Genomic DNA, 23,803 nt, shown 5'->3' on the forward strand with positions numbered 1-23,803 from the left:
GATGTTTAGGACAGAATCAACAAGAGCGGTGCCGAACCACGGTGCCTTTCACTGATCTGGTGATTCGGGAGATATGGGAATGCGCGTTGGCAAGGCTTGCAAACTGGCCATTCTGCTTGCGTGTTCCACTGCCTGCAGCACGGTTGCGACGGCTCCGCTTGCGGCGAACGATCATGCGGCTGCGCGGCAGATGCCGGAAGGCGACTGGCAGACGATCCACCGCGATCCCGCCGCCACCCGCTATTCCCCGCTGGCCGATGTCAACCGCGCCAACGTGGGCACGCTGAAACAGGCCTGGGCCTATCGCTACAATGCGTTCAATCAGGCCGTTCCGCTGGTGATCGACGGCGTCATGTATTTCCCTGCACAGAATCGCATCGTGGCGCTCGATGGCGCGACGGGCGAGGAAGTATGGGTCCACACGCACGAATTTCCGGCTAGCGAGCAGCCCGGTCCGCCGCCGAGCTTTGCCGGGCGGGGACTTGGCTACTGGCCCGGCGACGGCGATCATGGCCCGCGCCTGCTGGTAACGACGGGCGGCACGTTGATGGCGTTCGACCTCGCGAACGGCGAGGTTATCGAATCCTTCGGTGACAACGGCGCGGTGGCCATCGATCCCGGCTACACCGGCACGCCCACCATTACCGGCAATGTCGCCATCATCGGCGCGGCCAGCCTTGAAAACCCGCAGGGCAACGAGGGCAATCCGCGCGCCTTCAACGTGATTACCGGCGAGAAGATGTGGGAATTCGATACCACCCCTGACGCCGGCGAACCGTTCAACGATACGTGGGGCGGCGGCGCCGAAGGGCGCGGCGGCACCAACATGTGGGGCTTTGCCGCGACGGTCGATGAAAGCACCGGCACCGCCTACCTGCCGATCGCGGGCCCAGCCCACAATTATTACGGCGGTGATCGCCCCGGCACCAATGTGTTCGGCAATTCCGTCGTCGCCGTCGATGCGGAAACCGGCGAATACAAGTGGCACTTCCAGACCGTGCATCACGACCTGTGGGACATCGACATGAGCCATGCCGGGCCGCTGATCCCGGTGACCGCACCCGATGGCGAGGAACACATGGCGCTTGCCAACGTCGGCAAGTCTTCGCTGTTCTTCGTGCTGGATGCCGAGGATGGCGAACCCGTGCTGCCTGTCGAGGAGCGCCGCGTTCCGCCAGGTGACGTGCCCGGCGAATACTACCATCCGACACAGCCCTTCCCTGTCGTCACCCCACCGCTCAGCCGCGTGGAAATGACCTACCAGGATATCGTCGGGCCGGAAGACACCACGCCCGAGCATTCGGAAGCCTGCTATGCCATGTGGGACCGCGCGGGCGGCTTCCTGAACCTTGGCCCCTATACGCCTTTCATGTTCCGTGCCGAAGGCCAGCCGCCGCGCTCCACGATCCAGTTGCCCGGCGGCATCGGCGGCGTGAACTGGGGCGGCCCGGCGGCCGATCCCACCACGGGCATGGTCTACGTCAACGCGCTCGACACCTCGCTGGTCGGCTGGGTGGAGAAGGTCGAGGGTGACGAGCCCTATTCGTTCGATACCAGCGCGGAAGGGCCGCTGCCCGAGTACGACCGCGCGAGCGTGGACGGCAAGGGACCGTTCTTCACGTTCAGCGCCCCGCTTTCGGGCGAGTATGACGACAACGGACGCCCGGTCGGTCCGAGCCTGCCGTGCTACAAGCCGCCGTGGGCCCGCCTGACGGCTGTCAATGCGAACACCGGCGAGATCGCCTGGGCCGTGCCGCTTGGCCAGTATGACGAACTTCCCGAGGGACGCCGCGTGCTCGGCAATGCCGGTAGCGCCGGGCCAACGGTGACGGCAGGTGGACTGGTATTCGTCGGCGCGACCAACGATCGCCGCTTTCGCGCTTTTGACGCCGACAGCGGAGAGCAGCTATGGGAAGCACAATTGCAAGGTAACGCCAACGCCAACCCGTTCTCTTATCGGGGAAGCGACGGCAGGCAATATGTCGCGATCAATGCCGGTGGGCAGATCGTGTCGTTTGCCCTGGAACAGTAATCTGGGCATGAGCCCACAGTATCTAGCAAGGTCTTGAGGAGAGAATATGCGGGGTCTTAAACATATGGCAGCTGTCGCGACGGCGGCTGTAGCATTGGCAACACTGCCGGCGTCGCCGGCATTGGCCGACAATCACGCGTCGGCAGAAATGGATCGCATCGGCGACCACCCCAATCTGAATGGTGTGTGGCAGGTGATGAACTCTGCCAACTGGAACGTGGAACCGCACTCTGCGGGTCCGAATCCGCTGGAAGCCGGTGACCGGCTGCTGGGCGCGATCGGTGCAGTCCCGGCTGGCCTTGGCGTCGTCGAAGGCGGCGAAATCCCTTATAACGATGCTGCGCAGGAACGCCTGCAGTACAACCGCGACAACGTGATCAACTACGATCCCGAAGCCGCCTGCTACCTGCCGGGCATTCCGCGCGCCACCTACATGCCCCACCCGTTCCAGATCGTTCAGGGCGATGGCGACGACATCCTGATGGTCTACGAATATGCTTCGGCCAACCGTGTCATCAACATGGAAGAAGTCGGCATCCCGCCGATCGATACCTGGATGGGCACCAGCTACGGCGAATGGGACGGCGATACGCTGGTCGTCACCACGCTGGCACAGGGTCCGGGCCTGGTGAAGCTGCCGGCGGGCGAAATGGTCGAAGGCGTGACCTGGATCGACCGCGCGGGCAACTACATAACCAACAACGCCACCGTGACGGAGCGTTTCACGCTGCGCGAGGGCGGCAACCACATCGATTACCATGTCACCATCGAGGATCCCTCGATTTTGACCGAGCCCTACGAGATGGAGATGGTTCTCTATCGCCATGTCGAGGACAACGCGCAGCTTCTGGAATTCAAGTGCGTGCCGTTTTCCGAGCGCCTGCTCTACGGCGACTTAATCGAAGAGTAATGTTGCGATTGCTATTCGGACAAAGTCAACGTAAACACTTGTCCGTCTGACAGCTTTCGAATGTGATTAAACCAAGGAGTTCAACCATGCAGATGAAGAAGCTCAGCGCTGCCGCAATTGGCGCCGTGCTCGCTGTGACGGGCGTTGGTGCCTATGCGCACCACTCGTTCGCCACCGAATTTGACCGCAACAAGCCGATCCGCCTCGAGGGCAAGGTCGTGATGTTCGAATGGGTCAACCCCCACAGCTGGATCCACATCGATGCAGAGCGCAACGGTCGCACCGAGCGCTGGCGTATCGAAGGCGGCGCACCGTCTGCGCTGCTGCGTCGTGGCTGGAACAGAAATTCGCTGCCCGCGGGCACCGACATCATCGTGGACGCCTTCCAGGCCCGCGATGGCGATACCCGCGCCTCGGCGGCGGAAATCCGCTTCCCCAACGGCCGCGAACTGTCGCTCGGCAACCCGACCACGGAAGCCGTGGCCGCTGCGCGCCGCCGCGCCCAGTAAGCGACCGGACACATACGCGAACAAGACGGGGGTCTCCGAAAGGAGGCCCCCGTTTTCGTATGTCGACGGTAATTGGGTGAGCGCTGTCTACGCGATCACGTTCTCGATGATGCCGGGAGGGTGGCATCGTAGTCGGAGGATGTGTGGGATGGAGGTATGTACGAGGCGGGAGGGGGAAGGAAAGAGAGCCTCGCGCACCCGACTACGATGCATTCCCCAGATAGCGCAGGTGCTGGCAAACGAAATACGGGCTTTGGCCCCATGGTCCTTTGACCATGTACGAAACCGCCTTCAGATTCCCGCTTCGACGGCAAGCCGGATCATCTCGGCAGAGCTTTGCGCGCCGAGCTTTTCCATGGCGATACCGCGGTGCATCTTGATGGTCTTTTCGGACAAGCCAAGTTCCCAGGCGATCTGCTTGTTGCGCAGGCCGCTGGCCACCATCTGCAAGACCTCCAGCTGGCGCTTGGAGAGTTCCTTGATCTTCTCTGCCGCCCGCACCCGCCGCGTGAGACTGGGCCCTTGCGCGTCCTCGCAAAGCTCCACCTGCGAGCCGAAGAAATATTCAAGTTCACCCTCTTCGTCGAACATCGGCGCGACGACCACGGCGTTTCGGAACGGGGTGCCATCCTTCTTGTAGTTCAGGATCTCGACCATCACGGGCTTACGCTCTCGCACGCCCTTGCGGATAGTTTCCGTCAGCCACGGCTCGGTGCCCGGCCCGGCCAGGAAACGGCAATTGCGGCCCAGGATTTCTTCATCGCTGTATCCGGTCAGATCCCGGAACGCCTTGTTGCAGGCAACGATCGGGTTGTCGGGCAAGCGGGGATCGCTGAGCACCGAAGCTACCGGATTGGATTCGATCAGATCGGCGACCGCCGGATCGGAGAGTTGCATTGTCTTTCCCACCACCTCATCCTTCTAGCGCAGCAATGCACACAAGGCAAAGTCAACGCGTTAACCTCGCAGGCGCAATCACCGCGAGTTCCCTCCGCCTTCGATAGAATGGCGATTGCAGGCACTTCTTGCTACAGAAATCTTCATTTTCCCGCAGGTTCGTGCCCGCAGCCGCCCCGTCCCGCCAGCTAACGGTTCGAACCGCTCCCGGCAGCGACAGGTTCTGTCCCCGGAAAACCGAAATCACGCTAACTAACGGATTTTGTAACTCCCCAAACCGGGTGATCTGTTGCACATCCGTCTCCGAGCAAACCGAGCCGGAGAGCAATGCAGCAATTGTCCGTCCTGTATGTCGAGGATGACGCGATTATCGCCAATGCCACGCGCGACGGTGCGCGAGAGCACGGCATACACATCGAGCTTGCCGATACCGGAGAAAAAGGCCTACGCCGGGCGGGATCGGACGAATTCGACGTGATCATCCTCGACCGTATGCTGCCCGACCTCGACGGGATAGAGATCGTCACGCGCCTTCGCGCCGCCGGAGTGGCCGTGCCGGTTCTGATGCTGTCGGCCCTCGGTCGGGCCGAAAACCGGATACAGGGCCTGGACGCGGGCGTGGACGATTACATGGCAAAGCCGTTCGAACCCGACGAGCTGATTGCCCGCCTGCGCGCCCTGCATCGCCGTTCAACCAACCGCGAGGCAAGCGCGGTGATCCTGTTCGGCGATTTCGAATGCCACGTGAAAGCGCGAACCGTTCACCGTGCGGGCCAGCACATCCCGCTCAGCCCGAAGGAATTCAATCTCTTCAAGTACCTGATCGAGAACGCCGGCGAGATCGTCACCAAGGACATGTTGCTGCGTAATGTGTGGAACCTGAACTTCGATCCGGAGACCAACGTGATCGAAGTCAACGTCAATCGCCTGCGCCGTAAGCTGGACGAAGGTTTCGAAGCGCCGTGCCTCGAGACGGTGCGCGGGATGGGCTATCGCCTGACCGCCTGATGGACCCCCTGCTTTCCAACGAACGCGTTTCCTTCATCCGTTCGCTTTCCGGCCGCTTCACGCTGGCCGCAGTCGTGCTGTCCCTCGGCATCTTTGCCACGCTGTTCTTCGCAACTGACTGGTACGTTCGCGGTGCATCCCGGCAGGCGCTTACCGAGGCCGTGAACACCGACCTGGCAGGGCTCGCCGATATCTACGCCACTTCGGGCAGGGACGAATTGCTGGAGCGGATCGAGGACCGCCTGGCGATGGAGGCTTATGACCGGGCCGACCGGCACTACCTGCTCGCGGATGCCGCCGGACAGCGGCTCGGCGGTGACATTGCTCGCTGGCCCAGCCTCTCGGCAGAGAATTCCGCCAGCGGGACCATCGCCTTGGAAGATGGCAGCGAGGCTTACGCGAGGGCAACGCAGCTAGACGCGGACTTGCGGATCGTTGTGGCTCATGAGGTTGGCAGCCAGTCTGCACTCCTCAGCAATGTGCGCAGCGTTTTCCTGGCAGGGCTGGCCCTCGCCCTCCTCGCCCTGCTGCTGCTCGGCATCTTGGGCGCCCGCGCTCTGCGTCGCCGGGTAGATGAGTTGAACCGGGCGTTCGCCGAAGTCGGAGACACTTCGACAAATATCGATTTTCCCGGATCGTGCAGCACCGACGAACTGGGCATCCTGGCCCGCAACGGCAGCGCCATGGCCCGGCGGATCGTCGGCCTGATCGCCGCGCATCGGCACATATCCGACCAGATCGCCCACGAAATGCGCACGCCGCTGATGCATCTCGACATGCGATTGCGCCAGGCCATTTCGGAAACCCGCGATGCCGAGGTGCAGGCAACTCTCGCCCAGTCGCGCGAGGATATCCGCGGGGTGGCGCGAATGCTGGATTCGCTGCTCGATATCGCCTCCAGCGAGGCCCGGCGCAGCGATCGCTCGGGCTTTGAGGGCGTGGACCTCTCCGCCATGCTGCGCGATCTGGCCGATTTGTTCGAGGAAAGCGGCGCAGAGGCCGACATCGCCTTCGAAGCGCATATCGCGGACGGCGTCCTGTTCGAGGGGGACAGGATGCAGCTGACGCGGATGGTCTCGAACCTGCTGGACAACGCTTTCAAGTTCACCCCGGCAGACGGCTTCGTCGAACTGGTGCTGGAGCCGGGTCCGGTCATCCGGGTGCACGATAGCGGTCCGGGCGTGCGCGATGAGGACAAGCCGCGCATTTTCAATCGCTTCGTGCGCAGCGATACCCAGGCCAAGGGACACGGCCTCGGCCTCGCGCTCGTGCGCGCCATCGCGCTGCGGCACGGCCTGAAAGTCGATTGCCGGGACGGCGATCCCGGTGCAATATTCGAAATAACGAAGGGTATTGGTTCGTGAAGAAGCTTGCGGCGCTTGGCGCCCTGATCCTGGCCTCGGGATGCGCTTCCGTGGAACACGAAGCCGACCGCGTCGTGGCGGCGCAAGCACCGGCTGAACGTGTGGCGGAAACGCTGGTGCGCGGTCACAAGGCATTGGCATCGGATGGCTCGGCGCAAGTGCTCGCAGACGCGTCCACACGCTTGCAGGACCTTGGCGCCAAACCGGCTGACGATGGTGAGGCCGACAGGGCGCAGGACTGGCTCGTAGAGGCGCGCAAACGTGGTTTGGAGACCGATGCCGTGCCGTTCCGCGGGCGCGTGCTTGGCCCTGCCTACCGCTCCGGCTCGCTGGCCCCTGGAGAGGCGAGCGAAACATCCCAGCTTTTCCTTGCTGGGGAACAGGCCGAAGTCGTCGCCATCCCTGTCGAAAGCACGGCCCTGCAACTGGAAATCGTGGAAGACGAGGGGCAACGCAATTGCACCCCTCCCCCGACCGCGGCCCGGTCCGTCTGTCGCTGGATCCCGATCTTCACCAGCCGCTACCGGATCCGCGTGCGCAACATCGGCGAACGACCGAGCGCGTTCTACCTCGTCACCAACTAATACGCATCCTGCCATAAACGCAGAAAAACCCGGCCGATCCGCAAGGACCGGCCGGGCCAGTTCCCCCCGTTTCTCCCCCTTCACCGGTATGGCAACCGCAAGAAGGGGGAGGCGAGATCAATTTATCTGCTGGCTGAGGTAGGCTTCCAATTGCGCCAGCTGATCGGCCGAGTACTGGATACCCATGCCCGCAATCGCATCGATGCCGGGCGCCACCATGCCAGCCGCTCCTGCTGCGGGAGAACCATCGACCGGCACTTCCCACCGCGCCCAGGCGCTGGCTTCGTCGGGAGTCTGGGCCGCATTCGCGCCTTCCTGTCCGAAGATCGCGAGGCCGGATGCGCCAATGGTGCCGTTCGCCGCGCTGGAGTCGGTTACGTTCATGGCAAGGGCGACATGGTCGGCCCCGGCGCCGTAGAGAGTGCCCGAGACATTGACGATACAGGTCGCGGCACAGGCATTGCCCGTCGCCGTGACAGTGTTGGCGGTGCTGCTGAACAGGCCGCCGAACGTCCAGCCACCGCTGCCGATCGAGATCGCGAACTGGCTGGCGGACGGGTTGGCCGCCCCCCCGTTGGTCGAGACGGCCCAGCCCATGCCGCCCACTTCCATCGACAGGTCGTAGCCGACAACAAGCGAGGCGAAGTCGATGGCGAGGTCGCCAGTCAGCGAGCCCGGAGTAGAGCCGCGATTGTCGGTAGCAGACGTGCCGCCGATCAATTCGTAAGCGATGGTGCCTGCCGGAAGGTTCACCGTCGGCGTACCGGCCATCACGTGATAGCCGCCATTCGCACCGACCACGCTATCGACATCGCCGACGATGGTGCGCGTTTCGACCGTGCCCCCCGTCCAGCGCGCCCACGCCATGTCACCGAGGTCGCCCGCTTCGACGATGTTGGCAGATGCGACGTCGACCGTTCCCAGGACGGAGGTGAACTTCGTCAGCTCGCCATCGACGAGATCGGCACTGCCGCCGAACCCGCTGGCGAATGAACCCTCGAAGTAGGTATAGTAGACGATGCCGTCGCGCGTGCCGCTAAAGCCGCTCGTGCCTCCGCCGGAGCCACCGCCCAGATCGATGGCGTCGCCTGCCGCAAAGGCCGCTGTGCCGTCGATGAACTGGCTGGGCGTGCTGTTCGCACGTATGGAATAGGCAAGGCCCATGTGGCTGGCACCCTCGCCTGCAAGGAAACCCTCGACGAAACCGGTGCACGTGCTGCCGCAGAATGTTGAGGCCGAGTCCACGAAAACGGCGTTGTCGCTGCCGGCAAAGCCGTTCACCACGCCCAGCGTGTGGAACATGCCGTCCAGCGGATTGATTGCCAGCGTGCTCTGTTCAGGATTGGTCAGCTTGCCGGCCGTGTAGAGGTTGAAGCTGTCCGGACCGCTGGTGATGTCGAGATCCAGCGCCACGACCGGGCTTGCCCCGAACACCACGGCAGCCCCGCCGGAAACCGACCCGGTCGACGTGCTCTCCTCATGCCGCGTGGGGGTGGTGAAGCCGATGAGGTCATAGGCCACCGCGCCGCTGGCCGGCATATTGGTGAGTGGAGCGCCCGCGATCACGTGATAGCCCCCGTTCGGCCCCACCGATTGCAGGGTCTGGTTGTACCAGTTCCCGCCCGGCGTCCCATCGCTCCAGCGCGCCCAGGACAACGTACCGCTGCCTGCCGTGCCGGTATCGGCCAGTACCATGTCACCGCTCGTCAGCGCCTCGTTCGGATCGAGTGACGCTTCGTAGCCGACGGGAATGCCGTCGGCGTTGTAGGTCACATCGCTCAACGTATGCACGTCGTCTCCGATCAGCTTGTTGGCAAAGGCGATCGACTGGTTTGGCAGGGTTACGTCGGCCGCCGGGGGCGGCGTACCCAGGCCCGCAACAGGCGTGCCGTCGGTGCCGTACACGGCCACGCCCTGCACCGCGTTGTTCGCTTCCCGATCGAAGATGTTGTATGTGAAACCTGCGTGCGATGCGCCGACGCCGAACAGCCCGCCGAACACCTGCGCCTGGCAATAACCGTTGCAGGTAGTGGCCGTCAGGTTGGTGATGGCGAGGCTCTGGTTCTCGAACTGTCCGTTGGCATCGACGCCCATACCGCCTTCCAGCGGGTTGGCCGCGCCGCCGGGCGTCTGCACCCGGTATCCCTCTGTGCCTGTCAGCACGTCGAAATTCACGCCCACCAGCGGTGCCGCGCCGCCGAAGGCAACGCCAAGTTCGCCCGTGAAATACGCCGTGCTTCCAGCGGTATTGCGCCGGTCGGTCGGCGCGGTTCCGCCGATCAGGGAATAGGACACGATGCCGCTCGTCGGCATGTTGATCGCAGGCGTGCCGACCAGCAGGTGTTCGCTGATGTTGCTGCCGCTGGGGCCGCTGCCGACATAGTATCGGCTCCATGCGACGGCGTTACCGATACGGCCGAATTCGCGCAGGTCCGCGGTTCGTGCCGAGTAGTCGAATACCTGGTTGCCCGCCGTGCTATTCAGACTGACCCGTGTGATCCGCCCGTCGGCAGTGATCTCCGCGTCGCTCGTCGAGTTGATACGCAGGCCATCCACGCCGAAGACCCAGGCGTTGATCCCGCCCAGTTCAGGCGCACTGCCGTTGGGCAGGCCGGAGAACTGGTCGGCATTTCCGCCCGCGGCAAGATAAGCGAGGAAGATGTTGAAGAAGGTCAGTTGCTCACCGCTGTAGGTCGCGGTGAGAATGCCAGCGTCGGCCAGCGCGGCAAGATATGCCTCGATCTGGTCCGCCGTAAGCGCAGTGTAACCCGACGGCAAACCGCCGTTCAGCAGGTAGGCGTAGAACGCGTCGATCGCGGCAAGGTAGTCGACATAGACAGGAAGGCCCGCGAAATCCGCGGGATCGCCGCCTGCCGACAGGAACGCGAAATACCGGGTGTAGAAAGTGCCCAGATCGCCAAGCTGCGATGCCAGCCCGCCCGCAGACGCCAGCGCAGCGAGGTAATCCTCTATCTGCTGCGCAGTCAGCGCGGTGTAGTCACCCGGCAGACCGCCATTGTCGAGAAACGCGTAATAGGCCTCTAGGGCGCTGACATAGTCCGCGTAGATCGGCAGGCCAGCGAACTGGTCCACATTGCCGCCTCCCGCGAGGTAGGCGAAGTAGCCACTCAGCAGATCGGCATTCGCACCCAACAGGCTGGCAAGCTGTCCCGACTGTTGCAGCGCCGCGAGATAGTTCGCCAGCACGTCCAGATCGGTGGCGCTGAAATCGCTGGGCAACCCGCCGTTCGCGAGGAAAGCGGCGTAGGCGTTCAGCGCGTCGGCAAATACCGGCAGGTTGAGCACCGGAAGGCCGGTGTAGATATCGGGATTGTCTCCGCTTGCCAGGAATTCGGCATAGCCTGCGTAAAACGCGCCCAGTTCAGGCAGGAACGCCCCCGTCGCGCCCGCCGTCTGCAGCGCGGCGACATAGGCCGCGATCTGTTGCTGCGTCAGCGCTTCGTAGGCGCTCGGGATGCCGCCCGACAGCAGGTAGTTATAGTATGCCTGCAACTGGGTGGCATAGTCTGCGAAGATATTGGCATTCAGCCCGGCAAAGGCATCGGGCTCTCCGCTGCCCTGCACGAAGGCGAGGTAGCGGGCGAAGAAATCCGCCTGCGCACCGGGCAAAGTGTCAAACAGACCGGCAGCCTGAAGCGCTTCGAGGTAGGCCTGCAGCGTCTCGACATCCCGCGCGTCGAACTCGCTCGGCAGGTTGCCCGCTGCAAGATAGGCGAAGTAAGCATCGAGCGCGGTTCGGTAATCCCCGACGAAGCCGAGGCCGCCGTTGGCCAGATAGGCGGCGAGCAGCGCGCGGTTCGCTTCCGAAAGCTGCACCAGCAGGCCGCTGTCATTCAGGAACGCGATGTAATCGTTCACCAGCTCTGCCGAACCGCCGCTGAAGTCTGCGGGATCGCCGCCTGCGCGAACGAAGGCGAAATAGGCTTCCACCAAGGTCGTGAACCGGCCGGTGAAGCCGTCCACCTCGCCGCCCCCCGCCAGGAATGCGAGGTAGGCATCGACCAGCGCCCGGTCCTGCGCAGCGAGTCCGCCCAAGGCACCAAGGCGCGACTGGTAGGCGAGGAAGGCGTTGATATCACTCACGCTCGCGGCAGCGAACCCGGATGGCAGTGCACCGCTGCGCAACAGGTCGAGATATTGCGAGACGAACCCTGCATAGGCGGTGAGGAACTCCGCACCCGAGCCACCATCGGCCAGGTAGCCGATGTAGGCGCGGATGATGTCGGCCTGCGCCTGCGGGAAGGGTGTGCGGCCATAAGCGCGCTCGAGCCGCCCAGCCGCCGCCACCAGTAGCGCCAGGTCGCCACTGGGGAAGGTTTCGAGACGGGGATTGGCCGCAGCCGCTTCCACCCGGCGAGCTGCCCCCAGGATATCGCTGGATGCGCCAGCCGCCGCGAGCGCATCGCCGAGCGAGGCCGGAAGGCCGTTCTGGGCCGCCGCTACCGGGCCGCCCCGGTCCATCCGCGCCACCGCAGCACGCCGGGCCGATGGCGTGGCTTGCGCGCCGTTCGACACCACTTGCCGCAGGCCGCTGCGTCCCGAACTTGCCCAGTGCTCGCCTGCCCGGAAAGCGCGCTCGCTACTCCCGCGCGTCACGGTGACGAGCCCGGTCAACGTCTGCCCCCTGCCCTGCCCGTTCGCGTCGACGCTGAAGCTGCCCGCGCTACCGGTGCCATAAACGCGCGCCTGCGTTCCATCAGGCATGCGGATCACGCCCGCTGCGCCGTCCGCGCCTGCCACGGTGACGGAGCCTGCATGCAGGTCCACCGCGCCATCGGCCCTGATGGTGTATTCGGCGTTATCGACGAACGACAGCATCACGCGGTCCTGCAGGCGAAGCTGGGTCACGCCGCCGGACTGCGCAGTGCGCTGGCCCACGCTCACGCTGCCGGTGCCGTTGTCGCTGAACACAACGTCCTGCGCGCTGGCGGGCGCTGCGGAAAGCGCGAGGCCCGATGCGGAAAGCAGCAGCGCGGCAATACGGTTGCCGGTGGGACGATTGGTGTGTTTGGTGCTGGTCATGTGAAGTCTCCCGGTCGGCATCAGAATTCGAAACGCAGGCCGACAGAGGCGGTCCAGCGCTCATAATCGTAGATTGCGATGTTGCTCCAGTTGCGGGTGTAAGTGACCCGCGGCTGGAGGAAGATGCTGCCTGTCAGCGCCAACTTGATGCCGCCCTGCAGGTCGAGGCGCTCGTCGGATCGCTCGGTGAGGAAAAGCGGATCGGGCGCATCGTAGCGGCGCAGGTCGAAGGCCCCGCCCGCCACCAGCGCGATGCGTTCGCCCACCGGCAGTTCCACGCCGAGCGACGCGGTGGCGAACCAGTTGGAGAAATGGTCGCCCGCCACACGGCGCGTTTCCTCGATCCCGCCCTGCACGCTGGCAGAGAGGTTCTGCGTGACGTAGCCAACGCCGAAGGCGGCGCGGTCTGCGTCCAGAAGCGGCTGGCCTGCGTAGTTCAGTCGGGTGTACTGGGCGGAAACGGTCAGCGCCTGCCCCCGCCCGGTCATGTGCGTGTATTGCGCGATGGCTCCCACGCTGTCGCGATATCCGTCCCAGTCCAGTGCGAAGACCTGCGCCTGGGCGCTGATCGAGATTACGTCACGATTGGCGAAGGAGTGAGCATAGCCCGCCGTGCCGGTCAGGCTCTCCTGGCTGAATGCGGAAACATCGAAATTCTCGCGCGCGGTGCCCAGCAGGCTGGCGAAGACCCTGTCCTGACGGCCAATGGCATGCACCCCGGAAATCCCGGCGCTGATCTCGGCAAACTCATCGTCCTGCGCCCGCGCTCCGGCTCCCAGTGTGCCGGGGCCGAGGAAGCTGAACAGGGGAAGGGTGAGCGTCGTCAGGTCCGTTGCGGCGTTGACGTTGCTGTCATGCCCCACGCGCGCATCCACGAAGCCGCTGACAGAGCTGCCACCGCCGGAAATCTGTTCGTCGAACTGGCGCACGAAGCCGGTGAAACGCTGGCGCACCGGGTCCGGCAGGCTGGGATCGTCGACGACGGTCGCGAATTCCTCGCGCGCGGTGTCGATATCGCCTGCCATCGCATAGGCGCGCGCCAGTTCGGCGCGGGCCGCGGCATTGTCCGGCTGCACGGCCAGCACGCGCTGGAGGGCGATAATCGCCTCGCCGTAGCGGCCCGTGTCGATGGCGGCGATGGCCAGCGCATAGTCGAATTCCGCATCCCCCGCGCGGGCGTCGGCCTGTGCGGAAAGCTGGGCGAAGGCCCGCTCCGCGTTACCATCATCCGATTGTGCAACGGCAGGTGAGGCAAGCGCGACCAGCAACGCCGCCGTCGCCCCCGCCTTTGTGCGGAACCCGAGTATTCTTTTCATCTAAATGCCCCCAAGCATTGGATTGTTTGGCCAATGTGGGGAGCGGTATTATAATCGAGCGCGCGATCTGAATGACAATTGCGTTAGGTAGATTACAAATGCCGTAAGGCATTCGCCAAGCCGTTATTCGGCCACCCAGTCCCTGCGCAGAGCCGGGCCTGCAAGCGTCATGAGCAAGGCTGCAATCCCATACAGGCCAAGCGCATAGAGCATCGAATAGCGCAGGGCCTCGTCGGCGTAGATCGGGGTGAGAAAATCGGACAACGCACCCAGCGCGTAGATGCCGCCACCAAGGCCGATCAGATTGTTGATGAGCAGGAACAGCGCGGAAGCCGTCGAGCGGGCGGCGGGCACGACAAGGTGCTGCACGGCGGAAAGAACCGGGCCGAGCCAGATGTAGGCCAGCGCCTGAGGCAGCAGGAACAGCACGAAGGCCAGCTTCCAGTCGCTGCTGGTGATGCCCGCTGCAAACAGCGGCGCACCGAGGAAGAAGGCCAGGCCCGGAAGCCATGCGTAATAGGCCCGGTCACGCCCGCCAAGCCGGTCTGCCAGAAGGCCGCCTGCCATCACGCCGATTACACCGCCGATAAGCAGGACCGCGCCGAAGAACTGCGACGCCTGCACGAGGTCGAAGGCAAAACTGCGGATCAGCAGGCTCGGCAACCAGAAAGCGATGCCGTAGCCCAGCATGGACGACATGGCCGCCCCGAAGGAGAGGAACCAGAAGCTCTTCTTGCGCGCGAGGACACCGGCGGTTTCCTTGAGTGATGGTGTCTCGGGCAGCGGCGCGGAATTGTCCGCCGCCACCTTTGGCCTGGCCTTGTCGCGCACCAGGAACTTGAACACCGGCACGATGATCACGCCGGCAAGACCAACAGCAAAGAACGCCGCCCGCCAGTCCACCGTCGCGGCGATATAGCCGCCCATCAGCACGCCAAGCCCGGAGCCGATAGGGATGCCGAGCGAATAGATCGAGAGCGCCGTCGCCCGCTGCGAACTGGGGAAGTAATCCCCGATCAGCGCGTAGGAGGGGGCCACACCGCCCGCTTCGCCGATACCCACGCCCAGCCGGGCGAGGAAGATGTGCCAGAAGTTCTGCGCAAGTCCGCACAGCGCGGTGAAGCCGCTCCACGCGGCGAGCGAGACTGCGATCACCCAGCTGCGGCTGGTCTTGTCCGCCAGGGCCGCCAGCGGAACGGCCATGGTCGAATAAAGCAGAGCGAACGATAGCCCGCCCAGCAGCCCCATCTCGCCGTCGCTGAGATCGAGATCGGCCTGGATAGGCGCGGCGAGGATGGAGAGGATCTGCCGATCGATGAAATTGAAGATGTAGACCACCAGCAGCATGGCCAGCACCACGTTGCGGTTCGGGTCGGGCTTGCTGGCGGTCGTCGCGCTCAATTTACATGCTCTTTCAGGAATTCGGTTATAGCCGAGACCGCCACCGGCTCATCCAGCATCGGCGCATGCCCCCGATCGGGCACGTCGACGTGGATAAACGGTCCTGCATGGCGGCGTTCCATTTCGCGCACGGTTTCCATCGCCAACAGGTCTGTCAGAGCCCCGCGGAGTACCAGCACGGGGGTGTCGCTCAGCGCTTCCCATAGCGGCCAGATATCGGGCTGCGGTTCGTCGCCGATGTCGGCAAAACCGTCTGCAATCGCGGGGTCGTAGGCAAAGGCGACGCGGCCATCGGGAAGCTCGCGGCACGTGCGCCGCGCCCATGCCTGCCAGTCCGCTTCTGCGTAGCCCGGAAATGCATCCCCGTTGATGCTCGCGCAGGCCTCTGCAGCGGCATCCCAATCCGCGAAGGGTTCCCCTCCGCCAACGTAGCCGCCGATCCTGGCCAGGCCCGCCGGGTCCAGGACAGGACCGATATCGTTGAACACGATTGCCGGGAAATAGCCCGGTTTCATCGCGTTCATCACCATGGCCATCAGCCCGCCCATCGACGTGCCGATCAGCCCGGGACGTTCGATGCCGAGGCTTTCCAGGAGGGCGAACATGTCCTTCGAATAGACATCGGGGCGATAGTTCGCCGGAACGGGATCGTTTTGCGACAGCCCCCTTCCCCGCTGGTCTGGCACGATAAGCCGGTAATTGCCCGCCAGGTGCTGCGCCAGCGGCTCGAAATCGCCGCTGTTGCGGGTAAGCCCGTGCATCAGCAGCAGTGGCGGGCCATTACCGGGGTAGTCGCGTGCGAACAGCTCCAGCTGTCCGCACGCGCTTTGATAGCGGTGTTCGCGATAGTCCATCATCGAGCTTTCCGTCCGCGAGGCGCGGATCAGAATTCGATGGTGGCGGTGACGTAGACCTGGCGCGGATTGCCGTAAAATGCGGTCAGCGCCCCTTCCGTGCCAAGCGACGGGGTCGGGAAGCCATCATCGTTCAGCGGGATCTCCCCGGTTGCCGGATCGGCCACCACGAAGGTGTAACCCGAAGTCTTGTATTCCTTGTCGGTCAGGTTGCGTCCGTAAAGGCCGAGGCTGAACCCGCCGTCCGCACTCGTCCAGACGATGCTGGCATCGACAAGCGCGTAGCCCGACTGATCGAGGAACGGGTTGGGGACTTCGAACTGCGAGGTCTCGCTGCGGTAGGAAACGGTCGAACCGAGGTACAGATCGCCGCTGCCGACAGGCGTAGTGTAGCCCAGCGTTGCGCTGCCGCTCCATTCAGGGGTGTTCTGCACTTCCCGGAAATCGGAAACATCGGTCGGCTGGCCACCGATCAGCGTCACGAACTCGGTGTATTCGGCATCGATCCAGCCGAGCGAACCGGACAGGCGAAGCTCGTCGCCGGCGGTCGCCAGGTCACGGCCGAGGCGGGCATTGGTTTCGAATTCGATGCCCTTGATCTCCGCCGCACCCGCATTGGTCACGACGCCGCAGAACGTGGCGATCCCGCCGACATTGCAGGCGGCCGAGCCGGGAATCTGCACATCGGTGTAATCGGCATAAAAAGCGGCAAGAGCGACATAGACCGCATCGCCCAGCAGGCTGCCCTTGTAGCCCACTTCGTAGCTGTCGACCGATTCAGGCGCGAAGCTGAGGAAGTCCGCCACTTCGGCGTCGGTGGGCATTCCCGGCGTTGCGGCAGGCGCGTTCACGCCCACGCCGCGCGGGTCGAAACCGCCACCCTTGAAGCCCTGCGAATAGCTGGCGTAGAGGTTGTGATCCGGCGTCGGCTGGAAGCTGATCGAGGCGCGCGGGGTGAACTTGTCGAAGTCCTCCGTGCCCTGGAAGTCCGTGCCCGGAGCGCCGAAGGGGATGCCCTCGCCGCCGAAAACCGGCGAACCACCGCCGAGGTAGTTCTGTCGCAGGATATCCGCCGTACGTTCGTCCCATGTATAGCGACCCCCGAGCGACAGGCTGAGCCGGTCGGTCAGATCATAGGTGAAGTCACCGAAGACTGCGAAAGTTTCGGTGTCCACGTTCGCTTCGGTGAAGGCCGTGAAGCCGGCGAAGGTGGTGAACAGACGCACGTCGAACTGGGTGTCGGCCGTGGCGCTGAGGTAGTAGCCACCCAGCAGGCCGGTGAAGCGACCGCCATCATCCCACAGCAGCTGCACTTCCTGGCTCACCTGCGAATTGCGGTAGTAGGCCGGGACGTCGAAACTGACGACTTCCAGCGCGTCGAAGTCGATCGGAGAGGCGCTGTCGTCCTTGCGGTAGGCGGTGATCGAACGCAGGGTCAGCGCATCGGTCAGATCGAAGCGGGCATTGAGGGCCACACCGATGGCTTCCACGTCCTGCTCGGGATCAGTCAGGCCACCGCGCGTGTCGTAGACATCATCGAGCACCGGCGCGCCGGAGGTTGCCCCCGGGATCAGGCGGTGGCCGCCGCGAGCGTTGGACTCGTCCTTGGTGTAATCACCAGAGAAACGGATGAAGTAAGGCTCGCCGTTGCCGCCCACTTCGATGGTGCCGCGCGCGGCCCAGATATCCTTGTTGTAGTTTTCCTCACCCGTCGTCAGGTTCTCGCCGAAACCGTCGCGCGTAAGACGCGCAACCGAACCACCGACGCGGACAAGGTCCGTGACCGGGGTGGAGGCGGTGACGACGCCTTCGAGACGGCCATAGGTGCCAGCCGTGGCGCGCAGGCGCAGGCTGGTTTCGTCCGGCAGCTCGCGGGTGACGTACTTCACCGCGCCGCCGATGGTGTTGCGACCGTAGAGCGTGCCCTGCGGCCCGCGCAGCACTTCGATGCGCTCCACGTCGTAGATGTCGAGAACGGCGGCCTGCGGACGGTTCAGGTAAACGTCGTCGAGATAGATACCCACACCCTGCTCGAAACCGGAGACTGGGTCCTGCTGGCCGATGCCGCGAATGAATGCGGAAAGGGTGGAGTTGGTGCCGCGCGATTCTTCCAGCGTGGTGTTGGGGGTGACCTGCGCAATATCGGTGATGTCGACGGAGCCACGCTGCTGAAGTTCTTCGGCGCCGAAGCTGGACACGGCCACCGGTACGTCCACCAGCCGCTCTTCCCGGCGGCGCGCGGTAACGATGATCGTGCCGCCCTGCGCCTCTTCGGCCTGCGGCAGCGTATCGCCCGCCTCCTGCGCGTGGGCGGGCATGGCGAATGCACCCAGGACGAGCGCAGTAGCAGCGGATTGCCAGAGAGTGGCTTTCGACATCGGTAATCTCCCAAGAACGATTCTTATCGGCGATCCTGATATTGAAACATGAACCACCTTTCAACTTTTAGTTTTTGCGCTTCCTCGGGAAAGGGGTTAGCCATTGCAAAATGGCAACATCGCAGTCCCGCTCACCCGATAGCGAACCCAAGGTTCCACGCACCGAACGCGGGCGGCAGACGCTGCGCAAGCTGCTGGACGCGGCGGCCAAGGAATTTGGCGAGAAGGGTTTCCACGAGGCGTCCATCAGCGGCATCACCCGCCGCGCCGGAACCGCGCTGGGAAGCTTCTACACCTATTTCGACAGCAAGGACGAAATCTTCCGCGCGCTGGTGAAGGACATGAGCGGACAGGTCGCTGCGCAGGCGGGCAAGGCCGTGACGCCGGACCTCGCCGGATTTGACATCGAACGCGCCGCACTGCGCGCATTCCTTGAGTTCGCACGCGACAACAGGGAAATCTACCGCATCATCGACGAGGCGGAATTCGTCGATCCCGCCAGTTTCCGCGAGCACTACGAAACCACGGCCAAGCGCATACTCGAACGGTTGCAAAAAGGCGAAGCCGCAGGCGAATTTGCACCCGGAATGGACGAGGCCCACGCCTGGGCAATCATGGGCATGAACGTGTTCCTCGGCCTTCGCTACTCCGTCTGGGGCGAAGGCAACGAACCGGACCGGATCGCCGATATCGCCAACGCCATGCTTCGCGACGGAATAGCCAGCCGGTAGAGCGCGATCAGTCCCCGTCGTATTCGATGGCGGCGGAGGCTGCCCCGCTCATGATGAAACCCACGGGCCGCTCGGCCTCTTCGGTCAGGTGGCCGATCAGACTGCCGGTGCGCGACAACAGGCCGATGCCCTTCAGCGCCGCGAGCGGCCATCCGATATCCAGCAGGATGGCAGGGATCGGGCCGTTGACGTTCACCGCCAGTTCGCGGCCGATGGTTTCCGGCAAGGCGGCCTGGATTGCGCGCATCATGGCGACATGCTCTCCGCTGGCCCCGCGCTCGTCGGCCAGTTCCAGCAATTTGAGCGCGCGCGGATCGCCCTCGACATGCTGCCAGTGACCGAAGCCCGGCACGGCCTTGGTGTGCTCCCGCCAGCGATGGATGTTGCGCACCGCAACGTCTGCCACCGGATCGCCCGTGGCGCGCTGATCCTCCACGCATTCGGCATAGAACCGCCCCGCGATTTCCGCGCTGCCGAGTGCGACGGAACCGCAGCCGAGGATGCCCGCGGCCACCGCGCCCTGCACCGCTTCCGGCGCGGCAGCCAGCGTCATGCGCGCGGCGACGACCGAAGGCACCATGCCGTGCTCCGCCAATGCCACCAGCGTGGCGTTGAGGAAAAAGCTCTGGTTCTCGTCCGGCTCTTGCCCCGTCACCAGCAGCCAGAAGTAGCTGGAGAAGTCGACCTTTCCCATCAGGTCCTCGCAAAGGTCCCGCCCGCGCACGGTGATGGAGTCGGCATCCGAAGTGCAGATGGCCGAGTATCCTGTGTCCTGCTTGCTGGTGCGCAAAGTCCCTCTCCTTGATTCTATCCAGTTGCGGCGCTTGCCACCTGCCTATAGCGATAGGCCGCAGAGGCAAGGGAGAGACAGATTGGCCAGACCGCTTGAAGGCATTCGCGTGCTCGACATGGGCACGTTCATCACCGGCCCTGCGGCGGGCATGTTGCTGGCGGATCTTGGGGCGGAAGTCATCAAGGTTGAAATGCCCGAAACGGGCGACCCCTTCCGCGCCTTCAAGGGCGATCTCTATTCGCCGCATTACCAGACCTACAACCGCAACAAGAAGTCGATCGAGCTCAACACGAAGGCGAACCCGGAAGACCTCGATGCGCTGGACGAACTGGTGAAGACCGCCGACGTCTTCATCCAGAACTTCCGCCCCGGGGTGGCCGAGCGCCTGCATGTGGGGGCCGAGCGTTTGCAGGGAATCAACCCTCGCCTCGTCTATGCCGACATATCCGGTTTCGGGAACGAGGGGCCGTGGAAGGATCGCCCCGCTTTCGACACCGTCAGCCAGGCGGCGAGCGGCTTCCTGCGGCTGCTGGTGAACCCCGGCAATCCGCGCGTCGTAGGCCCTGCCATCGGCGACGCGGTGACGGGCTTCTACACCGCCTACGGCATCCTCGCCGCCCTTTATGAGCGCGAGAGCACCGGCAAGGGGCGCCGGGTGGAAACCTCGATGTTCGAGGCCATGGCGCATTTCAATCTCGACGATTTTACCCACTACCTCAGCGTCGATGAAGTGATGGGACCGTGGAGCCGCCCGCACGTTTCGCAAAGCTACGTCTTCCAGTGCGAGGACGGCGGATGGATCGCGCTGCACATGTCGAGCCCGCCCAAGTTCTGGGAGAACCTCGCCATCGCGGTCGACCAGCCTGACATGCTTCAGCGCCCCGAGTTCGAAAGCCGCCCCGCCCGCATCGAGAATTACGAGAAGGTGGTCAATTTCCTCGCCCCGATCTTCGCCACGAAGCCGCGCGCCTACTGGGAGGAGCGGCTGAGCACGCTCGAAGTCCCGCACTCCGCTGTCTATACCTCGAAGCAGGTGGTGGAAGGCGAACTGGCGCAGCATCACAGGTTGGTAATCGAAGGCGAAGGGGAGCGCGGGACGTTCCGCACCATCCGCAACCCCATCCGGTTCGATGGCGAGATCGAGGACGCCGTCAGCCCGCCGCCGGAACTGGGCCAGCATAACAAGGAAATCCTCGGCCGATAGCAAGGTCGCCCGCGCGCATTTGCGCCCGCCGCTCTGTTTGATAAAGTCCGAGAACAAGAGCCGCGAGAGTCGGCCATCACGGGAGAGTATCGATGGGGAAACTGCCAAGCCGCCTGCACCACACCGCCTATGTCACCGCCGACCTGGAGGCCACGCGCGCCTTTTACGAGGACGTGATCGGCCTGCCGCTATCGGCCTGCTGGACCGAGATCGATCACCTGTTCGGCAAGGACCGCACCTACTGCCACCTGTTCTTCGATCTGGCCGACGGCAGCTCGCTGGCGTTCTTCTCTTTTGCCGATCCGGAAGACCAGGCGGAGTTCGGCCCTGAACTCGCCCCGTCCCCCTTCCGCCACATCGCGCTGAAAGTGGATGACGAAACCCAGGCCGAGATTGAGGAACGTATCGCCAAGGCAGGAATCGAACCGCCAAAGACCTATGCGCTGGAGCACGGCTATTGCCGCAGCGTCTATGTCGAGGATCCCAACGGCATGATCGTGGAATTTTGCCGCGACGATCCGCGCGCCGCCGATGGTGCCGAGGAGCGCAAGGCGAAAGCCCACGCCGAGCTGGAACGCTGGCTCTCGGGCGATCACAGCAACAATAACAATTTCCGCCACGACGAGGCCGCAGCCTGATGCTGCTTCCCACATCGCTGGTCGGCTCCTATTCGCAGCCCGACTGGCTTATCGACCGCGCGAAGCTGGCCGGTCGCTTCCCGCCCCGCACCCGCGCGATGGAGCTCTGGAAGGTGGAGCCGGACCTGCTCCAGCAGGCCTGGGACGATGCCACCATCGTCGCCATTCGCGAGCAGGAGGCCGCCGGGCTGGACATCATCACCGACGGCGAGATGCGGCGCGAAAGCTATTCCAATCGCTTCGCTACAGCGCTCAAGGGCATCGACATGCAAAACCACGGCACCGCACTCGATCGCAGCGGGGAGCCGGTGCCGGTGCCGCGCGTGATGGGCGACATCAGCCGCAAGCACCCGGTGCAGGTGGACGACGTGAAGTTCATGCGCCGCTTCACCGAAAAGCCGATCAAGATCACAGTCCCCGGCCCTTTCACCATGAGCCAGCAGGCCCAGGACGATCACTACCGCGATCCCGAGGCACTCGCCCTCGCCTATGCCGCTGCCGTGAACGAGGAGATCAAGGACCTGCATGCCGCCGGAGCCGACGTGGTGCAACTGGACGAACCCTACATGCAGGCGCGCCCCGATGCAGCGCGCGCCTATGGCCTGAAGGCGCTGGCCCGCGCGCTGGAGGGCGTCGAAGGCACAACCGCGCTGCACATCTGCTTCGGCTATGCCGCGCTGATCCACGAACGGCCCGAGGGCTATTCCTTCCTGCCCGAACTGGCAGGAACCGCACTCGATCAGGTCAGCATCGAGACGGCGCAGCAGAACCTCGATTGCGTCGTGCTGGAAAGCCTGCCGGACAAGACCATCATCCTTGGCGTGCTGGATCTCTCCACGCACGAAGTGGAAATTCCCGAAGTGGTCGCGCAGCGTATCCGCAAGGCCTTGCCGCACGTGAATGCAAGCCGCGTGATCGTGGCGCCTGACTGCGGCCTCAAGTATCTGCCCCGCAATGTCGCCTTCGCCAAGATGAAGGCCATGGCGGACGGTGCCCGTATCGTGCGTGAGGAGCTTTCGTGAGCCGCTTCGTCACGACGCACACCGGCAGCCTGCCGCGCCCGGATTACCTGCTCGACCTGATGTTTGCCCGCGAGAGCGGCGAACATGTCGATCAAGCGGCGCTGGACGATGCCGTGGAGCGCGCCACCGCCGAAGTGGTCGCCCGGCAGAAACAGGCGGGCATCGATGTGGTGGGCGACGGCGAAATGTCGAAGCCCAGCTACGCCACCTACATCAAGCACCGCCTGTCCGGTTTCGGCGGCGAAACGGGACAATACGAATTCCAGGACCTCGAAGATTTTCCCGGTGCCAAGGCGCAGGTCTTCGGAAACAAGGGACGCGCCAAGCGGTCCGCCCCTGCCTGCACCGCGCCGATCGAAGTGATCGACATGGATGCGCCGCGCATTGATGCGGAAAGGCTCGTGCGCATGGCCGATGGTCACGCCACTTTCATGTCCGCCGCTTCGCCCGGCGTAACCGCGCTGTTCTTCCCGAACCAGTACTATTCCAGCGACGAGGAGTACGTCTTCGCCCTCGCCGAAGGGTTGCGCCACGAATATGAGACTGTTGCCGCTGCCGGGATCACCCTGCAGGTCGACTGTCCCGATCTCGCCATGGGCCGTCACGTGCAATTCACCGCCTTGTCGGACGGGGAATTCCGCAACCGCATCGGCATGAACGTCGCTGCACTGAACCATGCGCTGCAGAACATCCCGGCAGACCAGTGCCGGATGCACCTGTGCTGGGGCAACTACCCCGGTCCGCACCACTGCGACGTGGACCTTGCGTTGATCGCCGACATCGTCTGGCAGGCCAAGCCGCAGACCGTTCTGCTGGAAGGGGCAAATCCGCGCCACGCTCACGAATTCGCCTATTTCGAGGAACACCCGTTACCCGAAGGCAAGGTGCTGTGCCCTGGCATGATCGAACCGCAAAGCCCCTACATCGAACATCCCGAACTGATCGCCCAGCGAATCGGCCGCTATGCCGACCTGCTTGGCCGTGAGCGAGTGATGGCAGGCGTCGACTGTGGGTTCTCGGTCCACGCCGGCAGCAACAGCCTCGATCCGGAGATCGTCTGGGCGAAGCTGGCAGCACTTGCCGAAGGCGCCGCGATCGCCAGCGATAAGTACTGGTAGC

The 23,803-nt window shown here is 64.0% G+C and carries 18 protein-coding genes; 11 read left to right on the forward strand and 7 right to left on the reverse strand.

Annotation, left to right across the window (positions count from 1 at the left end; translation table 11 throughout):
- Window positions 1-79: 79 nt before the first annotated feature.
- The 3 genes from ABFX23_RS14550 (at window position 80) to ABFX23_RS14560 (ending at window position 3,451) form a co-directional block, all read left to right on the forward strand.
- The gene (locus ABFX23_RS14550) at window positions 80-2,032 is read left to right on the forward strand and encodes an outer membrane protein assembly factor BamB family protein (protein ID WP_346033719.1); all 1,953 of its coding nucleotides are present in this window, start codon (window positions 80-82) and stop codon (window positions 2,030-2,032) included.
- 121 nt (window positions 2,033-2,153) lie between these two features.
- Window positions 2,154-2,942, forward strand: a complete 789-nt coding sequence (locus tag ABFX23_RS14555) for a hypothetical protein (protein ID WP_346033720.1) — start codon at window positions 2,154-2,156, stop codon at window positions 2,940-2,942.
- An 86-nt stretch (window positions 2,943-3,028) separates the two neighbouring features.
- Window positions 3,029-3,451, forward strand: a complete 423-nt coding sequence (locus ABFX23_RS14560; protein WP_120076761.1) for a DUF6152 family protein — start codon at window positions 3,029-3,031, stop codon at window positions 3,449-3,451.
- Window positions 3,452-3,742: 291 nt separating this feature from the next.
- Here ABFX23_RS14560 and ABFX23_RS14565 read toward each other — a convergent pair whose 3' ends face one another.
- Window positions 3,743-4,348, reverse strand: coding sequence for a LuxR C-terminal-related transcriptional regulator (locus ABFX23_RS14565; protein ID WP_346033828.1), 606 nt, complete (start codon window positions 4,346-4,348; stop codon window positions 3,743-3,745).
- Window positions 4,349-4,675: 327 nt separating this feature from the next.
- On the opposite strand from ABFX23_RS14565, the gene ABFX23_RS14570 reads away from it, so the two are divergent.
- From ABFX23_RS14570 to ABFX23_RS14580, 3 genes are read left to right on the forward strand one after another with little or no spacing between them, the layout of a single operon-like run.
- Window positions 4,676-5,356, forward strand: coding sequence for a response regulator transcription factor (locus ABFX23_RS14570; protein WP_346033721.1), 681 nt, complete (start codon window positions 4,676-4,678; stop codon window positions 5,354-5,356).
- Window positions 5,356-6,720, forward strand: a complete 1,365-nt coding sequence (locus ABFX23_RS14575; RefSeq protein ID WP_346033722.1) for a sensor histidine kinase — start codon at window positions 5,356-5,358, stop codon at window positions 6,718-6,720. The genes ABFX23_RS14570 and ABFX23_RS14575 overlap by 1 nt, the downstream gene beginning before the upstream one ends.
- On the forward strand, window positions 6,717-7,304 hold the full coding sequence (locus ABFX23_RS14580; protein WP_346033723.1) for a hypothetical protein: 588 nt from the start codon (window positions 6,717-6,719) through the stop codon (window positions 7,302-7,304). The genes ABFX23_RS14575 and ABFX23_RS14580 overlap by 4 nt, the downstream gene beginning before the upstream one ends.
- 117 nt (window positions 7,305-7,421) lie before the next feature.
- On the opposite strand, the gene ABFX23_RS14585 is transcribed toward ABFX23_RS14580, so the two are convergent.
- The 5 genes from ABFX23_RS14585 to ABFX23_RS14605 all read right to left on the reverse strand — a co-directional run bounded on the left by ABFX23_RS14585 (window position 7,422) and on the right by ABFX23_RS14605 (window position 18,296).
- On the reverse strand, window positions 7,422-12,347 hold the full coding sequence (locus tag ABFX23_RS14585) for a hypothetical protein (protein WP_346033724.1): 4,926 nt from the start codon (window positions 12,345-12,347) through the stop codon (window positions 7,422-7,424).
- A gap of 20 nt (window positions 12,348-12,367) precedes the next feature.
- Complete coding sequence (locus tag ABFX23_RS14590; RefSeq protein ID WP_346033725.1) at window positions 12,368-13,663, reverse strand: tetratricopeptide repeat protein; 1,296 nt, start codon at window positions 13,661-13,663, stop codon at window positions 12,368-12,370.
- A 123-nt stretch (window positions 13,664-13,786) separates the two neighbouring features.
- Entirely contained in the window at window positions 13,787-15,010 is a 1,224-nt protein-coding gene (locus ABFX23_RS14595) for a spinster family MFS transporter (RefSeq protein ID WP_346033829.1), read from the reverse strand.
- A 50-nt stretch (window positions 15,011-15,060) separates the two neighbouring features.
- Window positions 15,061-15,921: an alpha/beta fold hydrolase gene (locus ABFX23_RS14600; protein ID WP_346033726.1), complete on the reverse strand. Its 861-nt coding sequence runs from the start codon at window positions 15,919-15,921 to the stop codon at window positions 15,061-15,063.
- Between the two features lie 26 nt (window positions 15,922-15,947).
- Window positions 15,948-18,296 carry a TonB-dependent receptor gene (locus ABFX23_RS14605; protein ID WP_346033727.1) on the reverse strand — a complete coding sequence of 783 codons (2,349 nt, stop codon included), beginning with the start codon at window positions 18,294-18,296 and terminating at the stop codon, window positions 15,948-15,950.
- Between the two features lie 110 nt (window positions 18,297-18,406).
- Between ABFX23_RS14605 and ABFX23_RS14610 the strand changes: the two genes are divergently transcribed.
- Window positions 18,407-19,027, forward strand: coding sequence for a TetR/AcrR family transcriptional regulator (locus ABFX23_RS14610; protein WP_346033728.1), 621 nt, complete (start codon window positions 18,407-18,409; stop codon window positions 19,025-19,027).
- A 7-nt stretch (window positions 19,028-19,034) separates the two neighbouring features.
- On the opposite strand, the gene ABFX23_RS14615 is transcribed toward ABFX23_RS14610, so the two are convergent.
- The gene (locus tag ABFX23_RS14615) at window positions 19,035-19,817 is read right to left on the reverse strand and encodes a citryl-CoA lyase (protein WP_346033729.1); all 783 of its coding nucleotides are present in this window, start codon (window positions 19,815-19,817) and stop codon (window positions 19,035-19,037) included.
- 82 nt (window positions 19,818-19,899) lie between these two features.
- Here ABFX23_RS14615 and ABFX23_RS14620 point away from each other — a divergent pair, with 82 nt between their 5' ends.
- From ABFX23_RS14620 to ABFX23_RS14635, 4 genes are all read left to right on the forward strand, one after another.
- On the forward strand, window positions 19,900-21,024 hold the full coding sequence (locus tag ABFX23_RS14620) for a CaiB/BaiF CoA transferase family protein (RefSeq protein ID WP_346033730.1): 1,125 nt from the start codon (window positions 19,900-19,902) through the stop codon (window positions 21,022-21,024).
- Between the two features lie 92 nt (window positions 21,025-21,116).
- The gene (locus ABFX23_RS14625) at window positions 21,117-21,662 is read left to right on the forward strand and encodes a VOC family protein (RefSeq protein ID WP_346033731.1); all 546 of its coding nucleotides are present in this window, start codon (window positions 21,117-21,119) and stop codon (window positions 21,660-21,662) included.
- Window positions 21,662-22,684, forward strand: a complete 1,023-nt coding sequence (locus ABFX23_RS14630) for a 5-methyltetrahydropteroyltriglutamate--homocysteine methyltransferase (RefSeq protein WP_346033732.1) — start codon at window positions 21,662-21,664, stop codon at window positions 22,682-22,684. Before ABFX23_RS14625 ends, ABFX23_RS14630 begins: the two co-directional genes overlap by 1 nt.
- Window positions 22,681-23,802 carry a cobalamin-independent methionine synthase II family protein gene (locus tag ABFX23_RS14635; RefSeq protein WP_346033733.1) on the forward strand — a complete coding sequence of 374 codons (1,122 nt, stop codon included), beginning with the start codon at window positions 22,681-22,683 and terminating at the stop codon, window positions 23,800-23,802. The genes ABFX23_RS14630 and ABFX23_RS14635 overlap by 4 nt, the downstream gene beginning before the upstream one ends.
- Window position 23,803 lies beyond the last annotated feature (1 nt).

Source organism: Erythrobacter westpacificensis, assembly GCF_039542285.1.
GTDB lineage: Bacteria > Pseudomonadota > Alphaproteobacteria > Sphingomonadales > Sphingomonadaceae > Alteraurantiacibacter > Alteraurantiacibacter westpacificensis.

Excerpts from the sequence above, each read along its gene's own strand:
- ABFX23_RS14550 (WP_346033719.1), top strand. The coding sequence starts at position 80 with ATGCGCGTTGGCAAGGCTTGCAAACTGGCCATTCTGCTTGCGTGTTCC.
- ABFX23_RS14600 (WP_346033726.1), bottom strand. The coding sequence starts at position 15,921 with ATGATGGACTATCGCGAACACCGCTATCAAAGCGCGTGCGGACAGCTG.
- ABFX23_RS14560 (WP_120076761.1), top strand. The coding sequence starts at position 3,029 with ATGCAGATGAAGAAGCTCAGCGCTGCCGCAATTGGCGCCGTGCTCGCT.
- ABFX23_RS14575 (WP_346033722.1), top strand. The coding sequence starts at position 5,356 with ATGGACCCCCTGCTTTCCAACGAACGCGTTTCCTTCATCCGTTCGCTT.
- ABFX23_RS14570 (WP_346033721.1), top strand. The coding sequence starts at position 4,676 with ATGCAGCAATTGTCCGTCCTGTATGTCGAGGATGACGCGATTATCGCC.
- ABFX23_RS14630 (WP_346033732.1), top strand. The coding sequence starts at position 21,662 with ATGCTGCTTCCCACATCGCTGGTCGGCTCCTATTCGCAGCCCGACTGG.
- ABFX23_RS14625 (WP_346033731.1), top strand. The coding sequence starts at position 21,117 with ATGGGGAAACTGCCAAGCCGCCTGCACCACACCGCCTATGTCACCGCC.
- ABFX23_RS14585 (WP_346033724.1), bottom strand. The coding sequence starts at position 12,347 with ATGACCAGCACCAAACACACCAATCGTCCCACCGGCAACCGTATTGCC.
- ABFX23_RS14590 (WP_346033725.1), bottom strand. The coding sequence starts at position 13,663 with ATGAAAAGAATACTCGGGTTCCGCACAAAGGCGGGGGCGACGGCGGCG.
- ABFX23_RS14605 (WP_346033727.1), bottom strand. The coding sequence starts at position 18,296 with ATGTCGAAAGCCACTCTCTGGCAATCCGCTGCTACTGCGCTCGTCCTG.
- ABFX23_RS14595 (WP_346033829.1), bottom strand. The coding sequence starts at position 15,010 with ATGCTGCTGGTGGTCTACATCTTCAATTTCATCGATCGGCAGATCCTC.
- ABFX23_RS14565 (WP_346033828.1), bottom strand. The coding sequence starts at position 4,348 with ATGCAACTCTCCGATCCGGCGGTCGCCGATCTGATCGAATCCAATCCG.
- ABFX23_RS14610 (WP_346033728.1), top strand. The coding sequence starts at position 18,407 with ATGGCAACATCGCAGTCCCGCTCACCCGATAGCGAACCCAAGGTTCCA.